This window comes from Amycolatopsis tucumanensis, from assembly GCF_021654135.1.
In the GTDB taxonomy this organism is placed as follows: Bacteria; Actinomycetota; Actinomycetes; order Mycobacteriales; family Pseudonocardiaceae; genus Amycolatopsis_E; species Amycolatopsis_E tucumanensis.
The window spans coordinates 81,048-96,888 of record NZ_JAKGSD010000002.1 but is presented as its reverse complement, the minus strand read 5'-3'; the positions used below and the strand labels follow the sequence as shown (position 1 = coordinate 96,888).

The following is a 15,841-nucleotide window of genomic DNA, read 5'->3' as shown; positions in this document are numbered from 1 at the left end:
TGATCACCGGGTCGCGAAGGTGGTGCGCACGGTCCGGGCGAAGGTCAGCAGGACGACGATGATCAGCAGCGTTCCGCACACCCCGTTCTCGATCTTGAACCAGACCGGGAATGCGCCGGGAACGCACTCGATCACGATGATGGCCACCACCTGGGCCAGCGCGATGATCCGCACCCTGCGGTGGCTGCTCCGGGAACCCTTGGCCATGGACACACCGAGCGCGAAGGTGATGAGCGAGGCGACGGCGAGGATCGAGCCACGGATCCACACCGCGTCGGTGACGATGCCGGGATTGCCGCTGAACACCACGATCGCCAACAGGGTCAGCACGCTCACGGCCGCGTAGCCGCCAAGCAGCACCTGGGCGATGTGCAGCTTCTCGCGGGCATCGGGGTCGGTCACGGTCACGGCCGGGGGGATCTGCTTCGTCATGTCCGCAATGCTGATCAACCCGCGTTCTCGCTGGTAGCGATGTTGCCCATCACCTCGTCGTGACATCTGTCAGAAACCGGACATCCCGACAGCGCCGGCCGGGGGGCGAACCCGCCGGCCGGCGGTCGCCCGGTTAGCGGCTCACCACCCCGAGTTGCTGGGCGAGCTTGTCGGGATCGGTGTCGAGCCACGGGTAGCTCATGCTGTTCCACAGGTCGCAGTGCTGGGTGGCGGCGAACGTTGCCGAGGTCACCGTGGAGCTGCCGCCGGGCTGCAGGACCATCGCCCGGTCGCTCCGGACGCTCGGCCATTCGGCTTGCCCGGCAGCGTCCGGCGTGCCCTGCCGGACGAAGGCGCCCCAGTACCGGACCATCTCAGCCGAGAGCCGGAGCTTGTCGCGGTCGTAGACACTGGTCGCCGTGGGCCAGAGGTAGGCCTGGTCCGCGGCGTGGCTGGCGCCGACGTCGAAGCCCGTCGGATTCGTGGTCCCTGCGGGGTTTCGTCCGTCGAAGCGGTACAGGAACGTCTTCGGCTGGTACTTCGACGCCTGCTGCGCCAGCTGGGCGTACTGGCAGCCGCCGAGTCCGTAGAAGACGCTGGAGTCCGTCCACACGGCACCCAGCGCGTACGCCACTGTGTCCTGCGCGGGGAAGTCGCTCAGCGGGTACTGCTCGGCGACGTCCGCCGCGCGGTCGCCGAAGAGGTACTCGAGGCTCTTCAGGTACTGGTCGGGGGTCGCGCCGCGGAACGGCTGCGCCCAGCCCCGCACCTCGTCGCGGGTGCTGCCGATGAGGAGCGGGACCCGTTCGAAGCGGCCGGTCTGGATGGCGGTCAGGGGAGCGATCGGCAGTTCCGGGACACCGGCGGTGGGGAGCGGACCGGAGAGGATCCCGCCACGGAAGCCGGCGCTCGACTGGAGGATTTCCGCCGCCGGCTTGGCGCGCAGGCAAGCCACCGGGTCCGCGGCCGCGCCGCAGCCGGCGTCATCGGCGAAACGCGCGCTGTCGGCCTGGGATTCGGCGACAGTGTGGCTCGGGCAACCGCCGCTCTGGATGATCGCTCCGTCGACCAGGCCGTGCGTCAACGGCGAGGAGAGCAGGGCGCACACCGAGTGGCCGCCCGCGGAGAGCCCGGCGATGGTCACCTCGTTGCGGTCGCCGCCGAACTGGTCGATGTTCCGGTCGGCCCACTTGAGCGCGGCCACTTGGTCGAGAAGGCCGTAGTTCCCCGCGCCGGACTGGCTCAGGCCGGGCAGGTTCAGGAAACCGAACGCGCCGAGCCGGTAGTTGATCGTCACGACGACGAGGTTGTTCGTCTCGGCCAGCAGTGAGCCGTCGAAGTCGCCGCCGGATCCGGACGAGAACCCGCCGCCGTGGATCCACAGCAGCACCGGGAGGCGTTCGGTGGCCGGCCGCGCCGGGCGGTAGACGTTCAGGTAGAGGCAGTCCTCGTTCACGTTCGGGCGGGACGCCTGCGGACAGGCCGGACCGGGATCGGCCGCCGCCCGGACTCCCTGCCACGCCGGCGCCGGCTGGGGTGGCTGCCAGCGGAGGCCGTCCACCGGCGGCGCGGCGAACGGAACGCCCAGGAACGAGTCCACCGCGCCGGTGGTCTTCCCTTCGACCGTGCCCGCGTCCGTCTGGACGACGAGTGAACGCGGCACCGGTCGCCCGGTGTTCGCCGTCGCGAGTGTGCCTGCGACGACCGACGTCGCGGTCACCGCCAGGGCGACCGCCACACCGAGCCACTTGAGTCTTTTCCGCACCGATCCTCCTGAGGCCGAATGGTTTCGGAACAGCTTGGGGTTCCGGAGCGCACCTGGCGTCCGGGGCGGTCCGTCCACCGGACCGCGTGGGACCCGAGTCCGGTAGGCGGACCGCGGGGGTAGGTCCGCCGGTCGTGACGGCCAACACTCCCAGCACGTCTCGCGGCGAAGCGGGACCGGTGGAACGCGGCTCGGTGGAGGTCGACGGTGACGAACACGGTTTTCCGATCGGGTTCGCTGATCCGTCTACTTCGGACACCCGTGGCCGAGGGCCGGCCCGGGTTCACTGTCCGGACCCCGGCGTTGCCGCGGTCGCGGCCCGCCGACGAAAGTACGTCAACTCAAACCGGCTCATCCGGAGGCATGCATGTCCGCTGGCACACGACCACATCGGCAATCGGGCCGGGCCGCACTGGCCGGGTGGTTCGGCACCGCCATCGAATTCTACGACTTCACCATCTACGGCCTCGCCGCGTCGTTGCTGTTCCCGAAGATCTTCTTCCCCGCCACCGATCCCGTGGTGGGCACGCTCATCTCGCTGTCCACCTTCGGTGTCGGCTACGTCGCGCGCCCGCTCGGCGGGCTGTTGTTCGGGCACCTCGGCGACCGGATGGGCCGCAAGTCGATCCTGGTCACCACACTGATGCTGATGGGCATCGCGACGACCGCGATCGGGTTGCTCCCGTCGTACGGCACGCTGGGCATCGCCGCCCCGGTGCTGCTGGTGGTGCTCAGGATCGTGCAGGGCGTGTCCCTCGGCGGTGAGACCAGCGGCGCCGTGCTGCTCACCGTCGAACACGCCGAAAAGCACCGGCGCGGGTTCTTCGGCGGCATCCTCAACACCGGCACCGCCGTCGGCACCATCCTGGCCAACGCGATGTTCCTGCTCGTGGCGCAGATGCCCGAGGACGTCCAGCTGGCCTGGGGCTGGCGGATCCCGTTCCTGGCCAGCGTGCTGCTCGTGGTCAGCGGGCTGGTGATCCGGCTCGGCCTGCGGGAGAGCCCCGAGTTCGCCGACGTCAAGGGCGCCGGCTCGGTCCACAAGCTGCCGCTGGTCGACGTCCTGCGCAAGTGCGGTGGCACGGTCGTCCTCGTGACGCTGGCGACCATCGGCGCGGGCATCACGATCACCATCTCCTCGGTCTACGTGCTCACCTACGGCAAGGTCGAGCTGGGGCTGAGCACGTCGAAGATGCTCTACGTGCTGCTGCCCGGCCTGTGCGCGGTCGTGATCGGCGCACCGTTGTACGGCAGGCTGGCCGACCGGATCGGGCCGCGGAAGGTCTTCACGGCCACCGCCGCGTCGATGGTCGTGCTCCCGTTCGTCTGGTTCCCGCTGCTGAACACGGGGAGCTTCTGGTTGATGCTGCTCGGTTTCGCCGTGCTGTTCGCCGGTTACTCGGGCAACTACGCGATGTTCCCGGTGTACTTCTCGCAGGCGTTCCCGGTGGCGCTGCGGTTCAGCGGGATGGCGATCGGGTTCACCCTCGGCACGATCTTCGGCAACGCCTTCGCGCCGGCGATCAGCGCGTCCCTGCTGTCGGCGACGGGCACCTGGGTGTCTATCGCCGGGTACATGGCCGCGGCGTGGGCGGTGACCCTGGTCGCCGGGCTGTTCCTCCGGGAAGCGCGGTCGGAGCGGCCGGAGGTCGTCCGCGAGGAGTCCGGGGCGCCGACGGCCTGAGCGGGCTGGAGAGTATGACGGGCGAAGGGTGTTCAAGATCAGTCTGTGACGACCGACTTGAACACCCTTCCGACCGCACTGCACGTCAAGATCGACGACCGCCTTGCTGATCGGCCTCGGATGGGCAGACCGCCGAAGCTCACCGACGCGGAGCCGGTCACCCCCCGGATTTCCCACCGTGCAGCGCTCGGAACTGGCCGGCTGGGTCAAGTACGGCCACTGCCGCTCGCGCCGGCCCCAATCGCCTACGACCACAGACAGATAGCGGCCGCTGTGGCGGAACGTCTTCGCCACAGCGGCCGCAACTTGTCAGGCGGCGGCGCTACAGCTCGGAGGCCGAGTGCAACGCGCTGACCGTCTTGGTGATGCGCCTGCCCACCATGGCGAGCAGCCCCGCGTACTTCTCCACGTCCGCCCGGTACAGGGGCGCGGTGACGGACAGGGCGCCGGTGGTCAGGCCGGTCGCTCCGGTCAGCGGGATCGCGACGCTGACGTAGCCGACGCGGGTCTGCTCGTACTCGATGGCGTAGCCGTTCGCGCGTGCCCGGCCCAGTTCGTGCAGCAGGAGGCCGGGGGTGCTCACCGTGTGCGGGGTGAGCCGCTCCAGCGGGGAGGCGAGCACCTCGTCGACCAGGCTGCGCGGGCCGAACGCGAGCAGGACCTTCCCGGTGGCGGTGCAGTGCATCGGCATGCGGCCGGCCACCCGGGACGGCCTGCTGACCTGGCTGTGGCCGGACACCTTCTCCAGGTACAGCACCTCCCGGCCGTCCGGCACGGCGAGGTGGATCGTCTCCCCGGTGGCCTGGAACAGGTCCTCCATGTACGGGCGGGCGGCGTCGCGCAGGATGCGCTGCCGCGGCACGCGCTGGCCGATCTCGAACAGCCGGATGCCGAGCCAGTAGTCGCTGCCGCGCCGCTCCAGGACACCCCACTGCAGCAGTTCCTGCGCCAGCCGGTGCACCGACGCCTTCGCGACCCCCGAGCGCCGGGACAGTTCGGTGAGGCTGAGGTGCTCGTCGTCCGGGCCGAAGGCCTCCAGGATGAGCTGCACCTTGCCGAGCACGCTGTTCGCGCCTGTCATGTCGCTCCCTGCCATCGGAACAGGTTCGGTCAGCGGACCGGCCCGGCCAACGGACCGGTCCGCTGACCGGACCCGGCACTACGGGATGAGCACCGCGCGGCCGCGCACCCGCCCGGCCCGCAGGTCCGCCACCGCGGCGGCGGCGTCGGCCAGGTCGTACCGCTGCACGGCCACCTCCAGCTCACCGGCGGACAGCCGCTTCACCAGGTCACCGGCGATCTCCCGCGCCCGGCGTTCCCGCCGGATCATGTTCACCGGCAGCAACGCGACGTCGTCCAGGAGCCAGGACGGCAGGTCGACGCGCACCTCGGTGCCGGTCACGTAGCCGATCACCACCGCGCGGCCACCCGGCCGGACCCAGCGGGTGCGGGCCACGAGGCCGTCGCCGCCGAGCGTGTCGACCAGCAGGGACGCCGGGCGGTCCGCGGCCAGCCGCGCCGCGTCGTCCGAATCGAGGCTCACGCCGTGCACCCCGTCCGGCAGGCCGGCCAGCTGGTCCGCGTGCCCGACGACACCGGTGACCTTCGCGCCCGCGAGCAACGCCTGCTGGGCCACCATCGACCCGACCGCGCCGGCCGCGCCGACGACGACCACCTCTTCGTCCGCGCCCAGCCGGGCCACGTCGTGCAGGGCCACGAACGCGGTGGTCGCCGGGACGAAGAACGTGGCCGCGACCTCGGGCGGCAGCGGGGACTCCAGCCGCCGCACGGCCTTGACCGGCACGCTCAACCGCTCGCTCCAGGTGCCGTCACGCAACAGGCCGAGACCGCCGCCGCGCAGCATCACCTGCGTCCCCGGTTCCAGACCGGAGTCCGGGTCGCACTCGAGCACCGTGCCCGCGCCCTCCACGCCGCCCGCGTAGGGCAGCGGGGGTTTGAGGTCGAAGTTCCCGCCGGCCACGGTGGTGTCCAGGTGCGCCACCGCCGCTGCCGTGATCTCGACGAGCACCTCGCCCGCGCCGCGCACCGGTTCGGGCACGTCGTCCACCGCGGGCGCGGAGCCCCAGGCGTGGAACCGCGCCGCCCTCATCGGGCGGAAGCCTTGCGCAGGAACTCCAGGCTCAGGGGGTTGTAGCGGGCGGCCTGCTCGTGTTGCGGCCAGTGCCCGCACTCCTCGAACAGCTCCAGCTGGGACCCCGGGATGTTCTCGTGCATCGCCGAGGCCTCGGGCACCTCGCCGAAGGGGTTCTGCCGCCCCCAGACGATCAGCGTCGGCTGCGTGATGCGCGCGAGGTGCTCCGGCCGCAGCAGGTTGCGCTGTCGCCGTTCCATGTCCTGCAACGACAGGAGATTGTCCACATTGGCCACGAACTCCGGTGTGTGGTAGATCGCGTGCCGGACCTCCACCAGTTCCTCCGTGGCGTTCTCCGCGCTCGCCATGAGCAGGCGCAGCCGCTTGCGGGTCAGCTCGACGTCGTCGGACTCCACCGCCTTGCGCGTGCTGGTGCGGATCCGGTCCATCACCTCGGGGTTGGCCACGGTGCCGCCCGCGCACAGCAGCTGCAGGCTGAGCACCCGCTCCGGCGCCTCGATCGCGGCCCGGGCGCCGACCCAGCCGCCGAGCGACTCGCCGACGATGTGCGCGGCGCGGATGCCCACCGCGTCGAAGTAGTCCAGGAGGTGCTGAACGTAGTCGGCGATCTCGTAGGGGCGGGCGGGCTTGCCGGTGTAGCCGTGGCCGAGCATGTCGATCGCGTGCACGTCGAACTCGCTGTGCGCCACGATGTTGCGCGCGAACGCCTCCAGGTGCCCGCTGGTGCCGTGCAGGAACGCGACCGCCTCGGCGTCGGGGTTGCCCGCGCGCAGGGTGCGGGTGGGCACGCCGGCGGCGTCGACGTACTCGACGCGGAAGGGAACCGGGCTCAGTTCGGTCCAGATGCTCACTGGTGCTCCTTGGTGTTGATGCGGTGGACCTGGGTGTTGCTGTAGGCGGCGAGCTTGCGCAGTGCCGCGACCGCGACGGCGGTCAGCGACAGGGCGAACAGGACTCTCATGCGGGAACTCCTTCTCCGGCGAGGGAACGGAAGAAGCCGTCGACCACCGCGTGGTAGGCGTGCGGGCGTTCCTCCTGCGGGTGGTGCGAGACGTGGTCCATGACGTGCAGGTTCCCGTTCGGGACCATGCGTGCCAGCATCAGCGGGTAGTCGGGGGTGAGGAACGCGTCCTGCATGCCCCAGACGAACAACACCGGCGCCTGGATCCGCCCCAGCTCGTCCGTCAGGTCCTGCCAGTCGCCGCGCGGCGAGTCCGACATCGCGGCCAGCTCACGCTCGCCGGGGTCGAGGCTCTGCTGGTACCGCAGGTCCAGGGTTTCCTCTGGCAGCTTGTCCCCGTCGTACCACTCCAGGGTGGTGATGAGGCGGCGCATCTTCTCCCGCGTCGGGCCCTCGCCGCCGTAGTAGGCGTCGCGGGCGTTGCGTCCGCGACGGCCGCCTTCGGGCAGCGGTGCGAGCGGACCGTAGAAGACCGGCATGCTCCCGGTGACCACGAGCGAGCCCACCCGGTCCGGGTACTTCGCGGCGAGGTTGAGCGCGATCGTCCCACCCCAGGAGTTGCACACGAAGTCGGCGCGCTCGACGCCGAGGGTGTCCAGCAGCGCCACGGTCTTGGCCGCGTGGTGGTCCCACATCGGCCCGGTGATGGGGGTCTTGGCGGAACGGCCGTACTGGTGGATGTCCACCAGCAGGCACCGCCGGTCGGAGGCGAACAGGGGCGCCACCGGCCCGAAGTCGCTCCACGCGGTGCAGCCGGGGCCGCCGCCGTGCAGGAACACGGTGTCCGGTCCGGAGCCGAGGTCGTGGTAGTGGTAGGTGATGCCACCGGCCTCGGCGTAGTGGCTTTCCGGTGGTGGGGTCATGCTGCTTCCTTCCCGGTGGTGGACAGGGTCGTGCGCGCCAGCACCTCGCACAGGCGGCGCATCGCGCGGATGTCGACGGTGTTCATGCCGCGGCTGAAATCCACGTCGAACTCGTCGGAGGTGACCTTCGGCATCCCGACACGGGCCGTGGGGATGCCGCGGGCGCGCAGGATGTTGGCGTCGGTGGCGCCGCTGTTGTCCGGCACCGGCTGGTGCGGACGGCCCGAGGTCTGCTCCCACGCCTCGATCGCGGCACGCACGATCGGCGCTTCCGGCGGGGTGCTGGTGCCGGGGATCGCGAGCACCATCTCCAGCCCCAGAGCGGGGTCCAGCTCGGCGAGGAACGCGGCCAGTTCCCGTTTGACGGCCAGCGGCCTGGTGCCGGGCGCGATCCGCACGTCCAGCCGGATCCGGCACGCCGCCGGGGTGACCGCGAGCATCCGTTCCCAGCCCCCGGCGATCGAACCGATGACCCCCTGCGGCAGCGCGGTACCGGTGCGGTGCCGTGCCGGGTAGTCCGCCAGCCACTTCTCCAGCCGCGTGACGACGTCCGCCGCGGTGACGATCGGGTTGCGGTAGGGCAGCCGGTGCCTGCTGCCGGCGTAGGTGTGGATGCCCGGGACGGTGATCTCGAACCAGCACAGCCCGACCTCGTCGTGCGCGACGAAGTCGCCCGGCTTGGCGATCACCGCGTGGTCGGTGTGCCAACCGCGCTCCAGCAGGAACGAACAGCCCGCGCCGTGTCCGGTGTTCGCCCGCGCCGGGTAGCCCGGCGCCTCGATGGCGTTGGTGGGCATCCCGCCGGCGCCGAACGCCACCACGACGTCACCCGCCAGCTCGGGCCGCACCGCACCCAGCGCCTCGGCCAGCACCAGCAGGCACGCGGCGTGTCCCTTCGGGTTGCTCGCGCCGAGGCCGGAGACGAACGGGCCTTCGTCGCGTGCCTCGGGGAGCATGTCCGGCCGCAGCTCCGGACCGATCCAGGGGATGTCCAGTTCGGACTGTCCCGTGGTGAGCGTGTCGATCGGCGCGTACAGCATCAGGTCCGCACCGCCGCCCGAGCCGGGCAGCCGGCCGACGGCGTTGGCCTGGAACTCGTCGAGGTGCTGGACCTGCGCGGCGAACCCGGCGGCCGCGAGCCGGGACGCGAGCAACCGCGCGAGCGGGGCTTCCCGGCCGGTGGGGCTCGGCACCGCCGCGACCGCCCGCGCCGCCGCCCGCAGCCTGTTCTCGGTGATCCGCGCCAGCACCGCGTCGAGGGCGGTCACGGCCGGATCACCGCCACCCCCATCCCGGTCAGCCACTCCGGCATGGGGGAGTAGGCCAGCGCGTGGCCGGGGGCGAACCCGAGCGCGGCGGCCATCACGAGCCAGGTGCGCAGTTCCTGCCCGCCGTTGCCGGCGACCTCGCCGATCTCCGCGGCGGTCATCGTGGTGTACTTCGCCAGCTCGCCGCGTTCCAGGTCGGCCAGGAAGGCCTCGTCGAACTCGGGGAACAGCACCGGGCGGGCGGCGGTGATGATCTCGCGGCGGCGGCCGTCGTAGCGCTCCCAGTCGCCGCGCCCGTTGAGCCACGCCTCCACGAGGAACTCCTCGTCCGCGCCCTCGGGCGCACGCCAGTCGTCGGGCCAGGGCAGCTGGTGCGACAGCCCGCCCGAAGCGATCACGACCACCCGCAGGTCCGCCGGCAGCGCCTCGACGGCGGCGGTGAGGTTGCGGCCCAGTTCGGTGCAGCGGTCCGGGCGCGGCAGCGGCGCGGCGAACACGTTGACCACCAGCGGCACCACCGGCACGTCGATGCCGTCGAGCAGGTACTGGATCGCGTGGGTCTGGCCGTGGTCGATCTGCAGGCGCGCCGAGATCGCGACCTCGGTGCCCCGCTCGACGAGGTCCCCGGCCAGCCGCTGCGCGAACTCCGGGGCGGTCTTCTGCGGTCCGGACGGCGTTTTCGCCTCCCCGGAAGCGATGACCTCGCCGACCCCGAGCGTGAACGCCGGGATCATGTCCAGCCAGAACCCGCGGAAGTGGTTGGAGCCCACGATGATCGCGATATCCGGTTCCGCCGCGGCGATCTCGTCGCGCGCCTCGTGCAGCGCGTCGCGGAAGCGTTCGGCGCGGTCGGTGTGCACGACCTTGTCCCAGTGGGTGTTCATCAGCGTCGAGTGCGACGCGCCCACACCCAGCACCACGCGCGCCATCAGTCCACCTCCGGCAAGGCGACGGTGATGCCCTGCCCGGCCAGCCGCTCCACCCGCTCCTCGCAGGTGTCCTCGGCGAGCTTGCGCCACTTGAGCAGCGAGTCGTCGGGCCGGTAGAGCTTCTCCGGCGGCGCGTCGGTCACCTCGACCATCCACTTGTCCTGCCCGGAGAACTGGCCGTGGAACAGCCAGCGGACGAAGCCGAGGTACTTGGCGTAGAACGGCAGCGCCCGCCAGCCGCGCTGGAAACTCGCCATCACGCCGACGTAGAGGTGGTTGCCGGCGTCCACCGGCACGTAGAACTCGTAGTGGATGAAGGTCGGGTAGACGATGCGCAGCACGCCGGGCATGCTCACCGACGCGAAGCCGGGGAACTCCTGCGCCGCGATCACCGGGTTGGTCTCGCGGTGGCTGATGGTGTTGCCGATGTTGGCGACCTCCTTCGGCGGCCTCAGCTTGAACCAGGCCTGGTTGTCCCAGCGGCCCAGGCCGGGGAAGTCGGCGGTCCAGTACTGCTTGTCCTGCACCCGGTAGATCCACCGGCCGCGCTGGATGATCCGGGTCTCGTTCCACACCGGCATCGGCTTGAGCAGCCGCCACAGCGCCGTGCGGTGCAGGTACTTCGCGTGGCCCTCGTCGTAGCCGTTCTCGCACGCGAAGCGCCAGTTCCCCTCGCGCGGCTGGATCCGCGACCCGACCACCGCGGCGTTGCCCACCAGCTCCTCGGGCAGCTGCTCGTCGATCGGGTGCGGCTGCTCGCCGTCGCCGACGAAGATCCACACCATCCCCAGGCGCTCCTCGGCGGGGTAGGTCGGCTGGGTGACCTTGCCGCAGATCGGCGAGGACGGGCCGTCGGTGATCGCGGCCGCGAGGTTGCCGGTCTTCAGGTCGAACGTCCAGCCGTGGTAGGGACACGAGATCGTGCCGGGGAACTGCTGGTTTCCTTCGGACAGCGGCACGCCGCGGTGCGGGCACCGGTCCTTCAGCGCGTAGACCGTGCCGCGGTCGCGGATCACGACGATCTTCTCCCCGAGCAGGGTGATCTGCCGCGGCTTGCCGGTGAACTGCGACGAGTAGCCGACCGGGTACCAGTAGCCGCGGAACCCGGCGGCCGCGGCCTGGTAGTGCGGCCAGCTCGACCAGTCCTGGCGCCCCGGGAGTTTCGTCGCCCGCTGGTTGCGACGACGTGGGGTGGTGGTGACCTGCTCCCCGTTCTGCACGCTCATGACCGCTCCCAATCCGTTGTGTGAAGCCGTGAGCGAGTCCACCACCGGTGTGGCGTGCGACCAACGCGCCGGGTCCGCTCACCGGACCGCGATCCGGAATCCGGGCCCTGTTCCGTTCACCGGTCCGCGATCCGTGGCTCTGCCCGGCCGGCGTGCCTACCGTGCGCAGGTCCGTCCACTCACGACTCCGACGGAGGTCGGCCCATGCCACCCACCCCCATCGTCACCGACATCCTGCTGGTCGGTGCCGGCCCCACCGGGCTCTACGGCGCCTACTGCGCCGGGTTCCGCGGACTGCGCACCGTCGTCGTCGACGGGCTGCCCCAGGCCGGCGGGCAGATTTCCGCGCTGTACCCGGAGAAGGAGATCCTCGACGTCGCCGGGCTGCCCGGTGTGCGTGGCCGCGACTTCGTGGCGGCGCTGCTCGAACAGGCCGGCCGCTACGATCCCGAGTACCTGCTCGGCAGGCAGGCGGTGTCGCTGGCCCACGTCGACGGCCGCTGCCACGTCACCCTGTCCGACGGGCAGGTCGTGGACGCCGGCGCCGTGATCCTGACGGCCGGGATCGGCACGTTCACCCCGCGCAAGCTGCCCGCGGGGGAGGAGTTCCTCGGCCGCGGCCTGAGCTACTTCGTCACCGACCCGCAGGCGCACACCGGCCAGAACGTGCTCGTCGTCGGCGGCGGGGACAGCGCGGTGGACTGGGCGCTGGCGCTGGGCCCGATCGCGAAGTCGGTCACCCTGGTGCACCGGCGTCCGGCGTTCCGCGCGCACGCCGCGAGCGTCACCGCGGTCACCGAAGGTGGCACGTGCATCGTGACCGATGCCGAGGTGGAGGCGCTGACCGGGGACGAGGTCCTGCGGTCGGCGCACGTCCGCGTGCGTGGCGAAGACGCGCCACGGGTGTACGAAGTGGACAGTGTCATCGCCGCGCTCGGGTTCGTCAGCAACCTCGGGCCGCTGGCCGGCTGGGGCCTGGCGCTGCGCGGCCGCTCGATCCTCGTCGACACGCGGATGCGCACCAGCGTCGACGGCGTGTACGCGGCCGGGGACGTGACCGAGTACGAGGGCAAGGTGCGCCTGATGTCCGTCGGGTTCGGCGAGGTCGCCACGGCGGTGAACAACGCCGCGGTCGCGCTCGACCCCGAGCTGTCCCTGTTCCCCGGTCACTCGACCGACAACTCCTGAACCCGGAAGGAAAAGCTCATGGCCTACGTCATCGGCGCCAACTGCATCGACGTCACCGACCGCGCCTGCCTCGACGTCTGCCCCGTCGACTGCATCTACGTCGGCGACCGCAAGAGCTACATCAACACCAACGAGTGCATCGAGTGCGGCGCCTGCGAACCGGAGTGCCCGGTGGACGCGATCTTCGTCGACCGCAAGGCCCGCGGTGACGACAGCAAGGCGGTGTTCGTCACCGACTCGATCGAGTTCTTCACCGAGCCGCTGCCGGGCCGGGACGCGCCGCTGGGCGACCCGGGCGGCGCGGCCAAGGTCGGCGAACTCGGGGTGGACACGCCGATGGTGGCGCAGTACTGAAAACACGAAGGGCGGTGCCGGGTTGCCGGCACCGCCCTTCGTCCGGTCAGCGTCCGGTGAACTTCGGTGGCCGCTTGTCCAGGAACGCCTGCAGGCCCTCGGCCGCGTCGGCCGTGCGGATCAGCTCCAGCACGCCCTTCTCCTCGCACCGCATCGCTTCCTCGACCGGCAGGCCGTAACCCTCGTCGACCACGCGCTTGAGCAGCCCGATCGCCGCCGTCGGTTTCGCCGCGAGACGCCGGGCCTCCTCGGTCACGACCCTGTCGAAGTCCGCCGCGTCCACGACCCGGTCCACCAGCCCGAGTTCGAGGGCGCGCTGGGCGGTCAGCCGGTTCCCCTCGACCATCAGGCGCTTCGCCACGTGCGGCCCGACCAGGCGCGGCAACCGCTGGCTGCCACCGGCGCCGGGGAACAGGCCGAGCGCGATCTCCGGGAAGCCGAAGGTCGCCGACGCCGACAGGATCCGCAGGTCGCACGCCAGCGACAGCTCGGCCCCGCCGCCCAGCGCGTGCCCGTTCATCGCCGCGATCACCGGCTTCGGTGCGCGTTCCAGTGCCCGCTGCACGTCGATCCAGCCGCGCATCTTCACCTGGTTGGCCTCGGACAGGTCACGCATGACGGCGATGTCCGCGCCCGCCACGAAGAACCGCCCGGTGCCCGTGATCACCAGGCAGTGCACGTCCGGGTCGTCCACCAGCGGTGGCAGCACCTCGCCGAACTCCTCGATCATGGCCGGGTCCACGGCGTTGGCCGGGGGCCGGTCGATCCGGATCGTCGCCACGCCCGCGTCCCGGGTCGTGGTCAGGACTGGCATCCGCACTCCTCTCATTCGGTGACCCCGGCGGCGCGCAGGGCCGCCAGGCGGTCGTCGTCGAGGTCCAGCAGTTCGCGCAGGACCTCGGCCGTGTGCTGGCCGAGCAGGGGAGCGGGCGAGGTCAGCGCACCCGGGGTCGCCGACAGGCGGGCGACGATCCCCTCGTGCAGCACCTCACCCGCCAGGGGGTGGGTCAGCCGCTGGTAGAAGCCGCGCGCCGCCAGGTGCTCGTCGCCCTCGACGAGGTCCCGTCCGGTGGCGACCACGGCGGCGGACACGCCGGTGGCCTGCAGCCGCGCGGCGAGCTGTTCGGCGTCCTGGCCGCGCGTCCACACGGCCAGCGCGGCGTCGATCTCGTCCTCGGCCGCACGGCGCTGGGCGAGGTCGCCGTCGCCGGGCAGGCCGGCCAGGTCCCGCAGCGCCGCCCACTGGTCGTCGTCCTGGGCCGTGATCGCGATCCACCGGTCGTCCCCGGCGGCGGGGTAGACGCCGTGCGGCACCGCGTGCCGCGACCGGTTCGGGTGCGCGGCCGTGCCGGCGGGTTCGCCGCGGTCGAGCACGGCCGGGCCCATCGTCGCGGCCATCGCCTCCAGCTGGGACAACTCGACGTGGCCGCCCTCGCCGCGCACGAGGAGGTCGAGCGCGCCCAGCACCGCCGCGTTGGCGGCCACCATGTCGCCCAGCCCGAACACCAGGCCCTGCGGCGGCTCGCCGGGATCGGCGGTTTCGGCCGACAGGCCGGACATCGCGGCGAGCGTGTCGGCGAAGGTGACGGCCGTGCGCCACGGCCCGGTGTGCCCGACGCCGGACATCGAGACCAGGACCGCCCGCGGGTTGAGCGCACGCAGGGACTCGTAGTCCAGGCCCCACTTGGCCAGCACGCCCGGGCTGAAGTTTTCGACCACGACGTCGCATTGGGCGGCCAGTTCGCGCAGGATCGCCTGCCCGTCCGGGGTGCGCAGGTTGAGGGCTACGCTGCGCTTGCCGCGGTTGAAGTTCAGGAAGTAGCCCGAATCGTCCGGGCCTGCGCCCGGCCGCAGCCGCATCGACGGGGAGAACCGGGTCGGGTCGTGCCGGTGCCGCGACTCGACCTTGATCACGTCGGCGCCGTGCTCGGCGAGGATCTTCGTGGCGTACGGTCCGGCCAGCACCCAGGTCAGGTCCAGCACCCTGATGCCGTCCAGGGCGCGGGCTTTCGCGGTCCGGGGTCGCTGTGGCGGGCTGGTCCAGGTGCCTTCGGCGAGCGGGAACAGCGTCACCGGCCGGGGCAGGCCGGGCGCGTCCCACGGGAAACCGGCGTCCTCGGTGCCGTCGGTGCCGCCGATCGAGACGAAGAACCGCCGGTCGCGCAGCTGCGGATTGCCGGTCAGCTCGGCGGGCGGCGTCACCTCGGCCCACGGCAGGGCCCGGGCGCGGCCCTGCTCGGCCACCTCGCGCGCGGTCCGCTTCGCGACGAACCGGGTGATCACCTCGTCGACGTGCGGGCGCTGCGCCCACCGCACCACCGGATCGGCGAACCGCTCGTCGAGCAGGTCGCCGGCCTCGCCCTCCTCGGCCAGCCACGCCAGCAGGCCCGTCCACATCCGCTCGCTGCCCGAGTAGCCGCCCGCCACGTACCCGTCGGCGGCGGCGAAGATCCGGTGCGCGACGTGCTCGTAGACGCCGCCGTTGCGGACCGGGAACCGTCCCGCGTGGATCCACGAGATCGCGCCGGTTTCCAGGGTGGCCGCGACCGCCTCCTGCGCCGAAACGTCCACCAGCTGGCCGCGTCCGGCGAGCATGCCCAGCAGGGCCGCGATCGCGCCGTGCGCCCCGGCGAGCTGGCAGGCCTGTTCCCGCGGCGGTGGTTTGGGCTGCCCGCCGGGCTTCCCGCCGAGCCACGTCATCCCGCCCGCGGACGCGAGCACCAGGTCGCCGCCGGTCCAGTCGCGGCGCGGGCCGGTGAGCCCGAAGGGGGTGACGACGACGTGCACGGTCTGTGGCCACCGCGAACTCCCGTCGGCGTTGAGGCCGCGCAGCTTCGCGACCGGGCCGCCTTCCAGGACGACGTCCGCATTCCGCGCCAGCGCGTCGAGATCGGCTTCGCGCGCGAGTTTTTTCCCGGCGTGCCAGTGGATCCGCGCCGCCTCGTCCAGGTCGTCGTCCGGATCCACGCGGACGACGTCGGCGCCGAGCCCGACCAGCAGGCGCGCGCCTTGCCTGGCCAGTTCGTCGGTGAGATCGAGTACGCGCAACGGTTTCCTC

14 protein-coding genes and 1 pseudogene are annotated in these 15,841 nt (G+C 71.7%); 4 read left to right on the top strand and 11 right to left on the bottom strand.

Annotated features, from left to right (window positions below; all coding sequences use genetic code 11):
- Window positions 1–3 precede the first annotated feature (3 nt).
- Window positions 4–432, bottom strand: coding sequence for a hypothetical protein (locus tag L2C96_RS04255; protein ID WP_237335207.1), 429 nt, complete (start codon window positions 430–432; stop codon window positions 4–6).
- 133 nt (window positions 433–565) lie between these two features.
- Complete coding sequence (locus tag L2C96_RS04250) at window positions 566–2,197, bottom strand: carboxylesterase/lipase family protein (RefSeq protein WP_237335206.1); 1,632 nt, start codon at window positions 2,195–2,197, stop codon at window positions 566–568.
- Between the two features lie 367 nt (window positions 2,198–2,564).
- Here L2C96_RS04250 and L2C96_RS04245 point away from each other — a divergent pair, with 367 nt between their 5' ends.
- Window positions 2,565–3,881 (top strand): MFS transporter, encoded by a 1,317-nt coding sequence (locus tag L2C96_RS04245; protein WP_237335205.1) that lies wholly within the window; start codon window positions 2,565–2,567, stop codon window positions 3,879–3,881.
- A 45-nt stretch (window positions 3,882–3,926) separates the two neighbouring features.
- Window positions 3,927–4,044: pseudogene (locus L2C96_RS45485) on the top strand (IS982 family transposase); the annotation flags it as partial.
- Window positions 4,045–4,203: 159 nt separating this feature from the next.
- Here L2C96_RS45485 and L2C96_RS04240 read toward each other — a convergent pair.
- The 7 genes from L2C96_RS04240 to L2C96_RS04210 form a co-directional block, all read right to left on the bottom strand.
- Window positions 4,204–4,962 carry an IclR family transcriptional regulator gene (locus tag L2C96_RS04240; protein WP_237335204.1) on the bottom strand — a complete coding sequence of 253 codons (759 nt, stop codon included), beginning with the start codon at window positions 4,960–4,962 and terminating at the stop codon, window positions 4,204–4,206.
- Window positions 4,963–5,040: 78 nt separating this feature from the next.
- Window positions 5,041–5,991, bottom strand: a complete 951-nt coding sequence (locus L2C96_RS04235; RefSeq protein WP_237335203.1) for a zinc-binding dehydrogenase — start codon at window positions 5,989–5,991, stop codon at window positions 5,041–5,043.
- On the bottom strand, window positions 5,988–6,845 hold the full coding sequence (locus L2C96_RS04230) for an alpha/beta fold hydrolase (RefSeq protein WP_237335202.1): 858 nt from the start codon (window positions 6,843–6,845) through the stop codon (window positions 5,988–5,990). The genes L2C96_RS04235 and L2C96_RS04230 overlap by 4 nt, the downstream gene beginning before the upstream one ends.
- A gap of 106 nt (window positions 6,846–6,951) precedes the next feature.
- Window positions 6,952–7,818, bottom strand: coding sequence for an alpha/beta fold hydrolase (locus L2C96_RS04225; protein WP_237335201.1), 867 nt, complete (start codon window positions 7,816–7,818; stop codon window positions 6,952–6,954).
- A complete protein-coding gene (locus L2C96_RS44965) occupies window positions 7,815–9,086 on the bottom strand; it encodes a M20 family metallopeptidase (protein ID WP_237335200.1) in 1,272 nt (423 codons plus the stop codon). The genes L2C96_RS04225 and L2C96_RS44965 overlap by 4 nt, the downstream gene beginning before the upstream one ends.
- A complete protein-coding gene (locus L2C96_RS04215; protein ID WP_237335199.1) occupies window positions 9,083–10,015 on the bottom strand; it encodes a DODA-type extradiol aromatic ring-opening family dioxygenase in 933 nt (310 codons plus the stop codon). The genes L2C96_RS44965 and L2C96_RS04215 overlap by 4 nt, the downstream gene beginning before the upstream one ends.
- The gene (locus tag L2C96_RS04210) at window positions 10,015–11,241 is read right to left on the bottom strand and encodes an aromatic ring-hydroxylating oxygenase subunit alpha (RefSeq protein ID WP_237335198.1); all 1,227 of its coding nucleotides are present in this window, start codon (window positions 11,239–11,241) and stop codon (window positions 10,015–10,017) included. The genes L2C96_RS04215 and L2C96_RS04210 overlap by 1 nt, the downstream gene beginning before the upstream one ends.
- 204 nt (window positions 11,242–11,445) lie before the next feature.
- On the opposite strand from L2C96_RS04210, the gene L2C96_RS04205 reads away from it, so the two are divergent.
- Both L2C96_RS04205 and L2C96_RS04200 read left to right on the top strand, forming a co-directional pair.
- On the top strand, window positions 11,446–12,429 hold the full coding sequence (locus L2C96_RS04205; RefSeq protein ID WP_237335197.1) for an NAD(P)/FAD-dependent oxidoreductase: 984 nt from the start codon (window positions 11,446–11,448) through the stop codon (window positions 12,427–12,429).
- Between the two features lie 18 nt (window positions 12,430–12,447).
- Window positions 12,448–12,783, top strand: a complete 336-nt coding sequence (locus L2C96_RS04200) for a ferredoxin family protein (RefSeq protein WP_237335196.1) — start codon at window positions 12,448–12,450, stop codon at window positions 12,781–12,783.
- A 46-nt stretch (window positions 12,784–12,829) separates the two neighbouring features.
- Here L2C96_RS04200 and L2C96_RS04195 read toward each other — a convergent pair whose 3' ends face one another.
- Together L2C96_RS04195 and L2C96_RS04190 are read right to left on the bottom strand one after the other, a co-directional pair.
- A complete protein-coding gene (locus tag L2C96_RS04195) occupies window positions 12,830–13,597 on the bottom strand; it encodes an enoyl-CoA hydratase/isomerase family protein (RefSeq protein WP_237335195.1) in 768 nt (255 codons plus the stop codon).
- An 11-nt stretch (window positions 13,598–13,608) separates the two neighbouring features.
- On the bottom strand, window positions 13,609–15,831 hold the full coding sequence (locus tag L2C96_RS04190) for a CaiB/BaiF CoA-transferase family protein (protein ID WP_237335194.1): 2,223 nt from the start codon (window positions 15,829–15,831) through the stop codon (window positions 13,609–13,611).
- Window positions 15,832–15,841: the final 10 nt, after the last annotated feature.

Coding starts and splice junctions, on each gene's coding strand:
- L2C96_RS04255 (WP_237335207.1), bottom strand. CDS start 432: ATGACGAAGCAGATCCCCCCGGCCGTGACCGTGACCGACCCCGATGCC.
- L2C96_RS04245 (WP_237335205.1), top strand. CDS start 2,565: ATGTCCGCTGGCACACGACCACATCGGCAATCGGGCCGGGCCGCACTG.
- L2C96_RS04240 (WP_237335204.1), bottom strand. CDS start 4,962: ATGACAGGCGCGAACAGCGTGCTCGGCAAGGTGCAGCTCATCCTGGAG.
- L2C96_RS04235 (WP_237335203.1), bottom strand. CDS start 5,991: ATGAGGGCGGCGCGGTTCCACGCCTGGGGCTCCGCGCCCGCGGTGGAC.
- L2C96_RS04225 (WP_237335201.1), bottom strand. CDS start 7,818: ATGACCCCACCACCGGAAAGCCACTACGCCGAGGCCGGTGGCATCACC.
- L2C96_RS04215 (WP_237335199.1), bottom strand. CDS start 10,015: ATGGCGCGCGTGGTGCTGGGTGTGGGCGCGTCGCACTCGACGCTGATG.
- L2C96_RS04210 (WP_237335198.1), bottom strand. CDS start 11,241: ATGAGCGTGCAGAACGGGGAGCAGGTCACCACCACCCCACGTCGTCGC.
- L2C96_RS04205 (WP_237335197.1), top strand. CDS start 11,446: ATGCCACCCACCCCCATCGTCACCGACATCCTGCTGGTCGGTGCCGGC.
- L2C96_RS04200 (WP_237335196.1), top strand. CDS start 12,448: ATGGCCTACGTCATCGGCGCCAACTGCATCGACGTCACCGACCGCGCC.
- L2C96_RS04195 (WP_237335195.1), bottom strand. CDS start 13,597: ATGCCAGTCCTGACCACGACCCGGGACGCGGGCGTGGCGACGATCCGG.